Raw genomic sequence first — 3839 nt, forward strand, 5'->3', positions numbered from 1 at the left:
TGATTTAGCATTGAAAAAACGAATTTTAATTACAGGCTCAAACGGGCTGCTGGGTCAGAAGCTGGTTGAACTTCTTGTTCAGCTGTCTGACATTGAAACCATTGCAACCGCGAAAGGCACCAATCGACTGCCGTTTCCGGAAGGTTATCAGTACCTCGAAATGGATACCACCGATCCCGCGCAGGTAAATGCAATTGTGGGTGAAGTTCGTCCGGACGTGATTATCCACACGGCAGCGATGACAAATGTGGATCAATGTGAACTGGAAAAAGAAGCCTGCTGGAAACTGAATGTAACCGCAGTTGAAATCCTGATCGCAGCTTGCCGCGAGCACAACGTATTTCTGCAACATCTTTCCACAGACTTTGTATTCGATGGAACTTCCGGACCGTATAAAGAGGAAGATCAGCCTAATCCGATCAGCTTCTACGGTTGGAGCAAGTACGCAGCCGAAAAGGCGGTACTCAGTTCAGATATCCGGTTTGCAATCACCAGAACGGTACTCGTATATGGGATAGCGCACGATATGAGCCGCAGCAATATCATACTTTGGGTTAAAAACTCGCTGGAAGCGGGGAAACACATTCAGGTTGTCACTGACCAGCACCGCACGCCAACCCTGGCGGAAGACCTGGCGCTGGGTTGCTATTTGATTGCTCAAAAGGAAGCGGAAGGCATTTTCCACATTTCAGGAAAAGACTTTCTGACCCCATTCGAAATGGCGATTATGGCTGCTGACTATTTTAGTCTGGATAAATCGCTGATCTCGCCCACAGATGCTTCCGCATTCACCCAACCCGCCCGCAGGCCACCGCGCACAGGTTTTGATCTGAGTAAATCACGCGAAATTCTGGGCTACGAGCCGCATTCGTTTAGCGAAGGAATTGCGATTCTGGCAAAGCAAATAGGTTAATCAGGAATTTTCTATTTCGTGCAGGTTGATTTCATAACCAGGAAACAAAGGTGCTCCTGAAAGCTGGAAGTCAAAATGGTGATGTTCTATAACAGGCTGGCCAGGCTGGTAGACGTAAATCTTCTGATTAAACCGATCGATCAGCCAGCCCATTTCACAACCATTTTGCAGGTATTCCTGCATTTTGTTTTTGAGATACTTCACACTGTCCGACTTAGACCGTACCTCAATCACAAAGTCAGGACATACGTGCGCAAATTTCTCTTTGTCATCTCCTGGCAATGAATCCCATCTGTCCAGCCTGATCCAGGAGATATCGGGCGATCTAACAGAACTGTCAGGCAGTGTAAAACCGGCTGAGGAACCGAAAACCTTTCCCGGAATTTTCGTATTCCGTAACCAGCTGCCAAAATGGATCAGAATATTAGATGTAAAATTGTCTGTAAAACTTCCAGATGGAGACATAATGATGACATTCCCATTGCTATCACGCTCAAAATCAAGCGCGTCGTCGATGTTTGTCTGACAGAACAGGAAGAATTCATCCTCGCTCATCAGATTCCCGCCTTCTAGGATAGCTGGCATGTTCATTTTCAACATCTGGAAGTTTTTATAAAGCAATTTACAATTCCTGCTTCATATTGTTTTCATCAATGATCCTGCGGCCTAGTACAACTTTTCATAATACTCCCGCGCCATACGATCGGAGTTGAAAGGTACATTTACGTCGTTCATGCTGTTGAGTACCATTTGCCGCCATTTCTTCTGACCATTATAATAGGTCGGGATTACCTCACGTTCGAGCTTTTCCATCAGGTTATCGCAGTCCTGCTTGTTGATATCATCCCCTTTTGCAACCGGCAGCAAAAAGGAGTTCTCGCCATCTTTTGCGAACTCACAAATCCACCCGTCGAAAGTTGAAAGGTTAAGTGACGCATTCATTGCCGCTGTCATTCCACTGGTACCCGAAGCTTCACGGGTAACTACTGGCGTGTTCAACCAGATATCTGAACCATCTTTCAACAGCTTGGAAAGCGCCAGTTCATAACCTGTCAGTACTGCCAGATTGGGATAGAGGTGGCTCAGATAGAAAAGCCGGTTGAATGTATTGACTGCATCTTCATCTTTCGGATATGGTTTACCCGCCCAGATTACCTGCACCGGCTGCTGAATATTGTTCATCATCCTCGTAAACCTGTTCATATCCCACGCAAGCATATCCGGCCGTTTGTAGGCTGCAAACCGGCGGGCCCACACGATCGTGAGCACATTGGGGTCAAAGATCTTACCGCATTGGTCAGCTACGGTTTTAAACAATACTGCTTTCAGTTCTTTCTTCCTGGCCGCAATGCGGTCGGTATCCTGATCGATCCGGGCTTGTTCCAGCTGAGGATCAACCCAGTATGTATTATTTTGCGCATTGGTAATGTGTCCGATCGGCGCAATTCCCGGATAAGCCTTCCACATTCCCCGCGATACTTCGCCGTGCAGTTTGGATACTCCGTTTGCATTCCGGCTCAGACTTAATGCTGCCAGAGAATGGTTGAATATATTATCCTTCATCCCGCTGATCTTCTTGATCGTTGGCAAATCCAGTCCCGAGAAAAACCCAAGCTTTTCCAGAAAACCGATCTCGTGCTTTTCATTTCCGGCCTCTTCCGGGGTATGTGTTGTAAAAACAACGCGCTTTTTCACTTCATCCACTTTCCCGTACTTTTTGTACAGGGAGAAAACAGCCGAAACCGCATGTGCTTCATTGAGGTGATATACTTCCGGCTCATACCCCAGTTCTTCCAGAAGTCGGGCGCCGCCTATCCCCAGCACCATGCATTGCGCTACTTTGTAAGTCGGGTCTGCGTCATATAAAGAATAACTGATCGCTCTTGTGGTATCATCATTTCCGTCTGTATCGGTCGTCAGCAGGAACATCGGGGCGGTTTTGAACACTTCGGGATCCAGATAGTAAGCTGCTACCCAGACTTTCTTGCCCATCACCGGTATCTGAAAGCGGATTGTTGTATCAGTCAGGAAAGAGTACATTTTCTCTCTGAACTCCGGCTGCATACTGCCGTCTTTGGCGCGGCCCTGATCGTAATAGCCGTACTTCCAGAGCATACCAACACCGATAAGGTTTTGTTTTAATGCATATACACTGCGCATGTGCGAGCCTGCCAGGAATCCCAGACCGCCTGAATAAATTTTCAGCGCCTGATCGACGGCGAACTCCATTGAAAAATATGCGACTGACTTTTTGTATTGACTATCCGGGGCAAAAGGATGTTTGTAAGGGAGTGAAAACGTGGACTTAGCCATTGCAAGGAGTTTTGTTGTAAATTGACAGCCGAACCCGGCCACTATACGTGCTACAAAATTGTGCCATCAAGTTAATCAACCTATTTTAAAATCCTCCCTTCCATTTCTGTGCAATGTTCATTGCCGTTTGCAGCATATGAAGCTCCCAATGCTCAATGTGCCAGTCTGAGTTACTGAGTTCAGAAGCTTTGAGCAGCCTCTGCGCTTCGTTCAGGTCGCCTGCTGTTTCAAGAATGTTTGAAAGCTGCATTTGCTGGCGGTACAAAGCCAGGTCTTGAATTGGCGGGCTAGCAGGGAGTTTCGGCGAAAGAGGCAGGAAGTTGTTTGTCGTAATGCGCCTGGTTGCTTCAATTGATTTAACAATCGTGTCCATTCGCAGAAAATCTTTCTGAAAATCATCCTGCTTTTCAGCTGTATCCAGCGCGGTGCCTAGCTGCTCCATTACTACAAACTTCAAATTGGGACAACGGGGAATTGCTTCTTTCAGATACGTGAAAACCTCTTCCGGCACTGCCTCGTCATGCGTATCGCGGCGCACGAGCTTACCCGGAATCTGTGCATCCCAGCTTCCGCCTGAGATATGCATTTCACGCACGCGCTCCAATGGATAAAA

4 protein-coding genes are annotated in these 3839 nt (G+C 47.2%); 1 reads left to right on the forward strand and 3 read right to left on the reverse strand.

Features of this window, described 5'->3' with window-relative positions:
* Window positions 1-10 precede the first annotated feature (10 nt).
* Window positions 11-913 carry an SDR family oxidoreductase gene (locus tag ACTIE6_RS19960; protein ID WP_439558325.1) on the forward strand — a complete coding sequence of 301 codons (903 nt, stop codon included), beginning with the start codon at window positions 11-13 and terminating at the stop codon, window positions 911-913.
* Here ACTIE6_RS19960 and ACTIE6_RS19965 read toward each other — a convergent pair whose 3' ends face one another.
* From ACTIE6_RS19965 to ACTIE6_RS19975, 3 genes are all read right to left on the reverse strand, one after another.
* Window positions 914-1498 (reverse strand): Uma2 family endonuclease, encoded by a 585-nt coding sequence (locus tag ACTIE6_RS19965; RefSeq protein WP_439558322.1) that lies wholly within the window; start codon window positions 1496-1498, stop codon window positions 914-916.
* 81 nt (window positions 1499-1579) lie between these two features.
* Window positions 1580-3226: an alpha-glucan family phosphorylase gene (gene glgP, locus ACTIE6_RS19970; protein WP_439558323.1), complete on the reverse strand. Its 1647-nt coding sequence runs from the start codon at window positions 3224-3226 to the stop codon at window positions 1580-1582.
* A gap of 85 nt (window positions 3227-3311) precedes the next feature.
* Window positions 3312-3839, reverse strand: a 528-nt coding sequence (locus ACTIE6_RS19975; protein ID WP_439558324.1) for a multinuclear nonheme iron-dependent oxidase, incomplete at its 5' end; no start/stop codon positions are given.

It is taken from the genome of Dyadobacter sp. (genome assembly GCF_051859145.1).
Taxonomy (GTDB): Bacteria; Bacteroidota; Bacteroidia; order Cytophagales; family Spirosomataceae; genus Dyadobacter.

Bases quoted from the DNA above. Each gene is read 5' to 3' on its own strand.
- ACTIE6_RS19965 (WP_439558322.1), bottom strand. From the start codon at position 1,498: ATGCCAGCTATCCTAGAAGGCGGGAATCTGATGAGCGAGGATGAATTC.
- glgP (WP_439558323.1), bottom strand. From the start codon at position 3,226: ATGGCTAAGTCCACGTTTTCACTCCCTTACAAACATCCTTTTGCCCCG.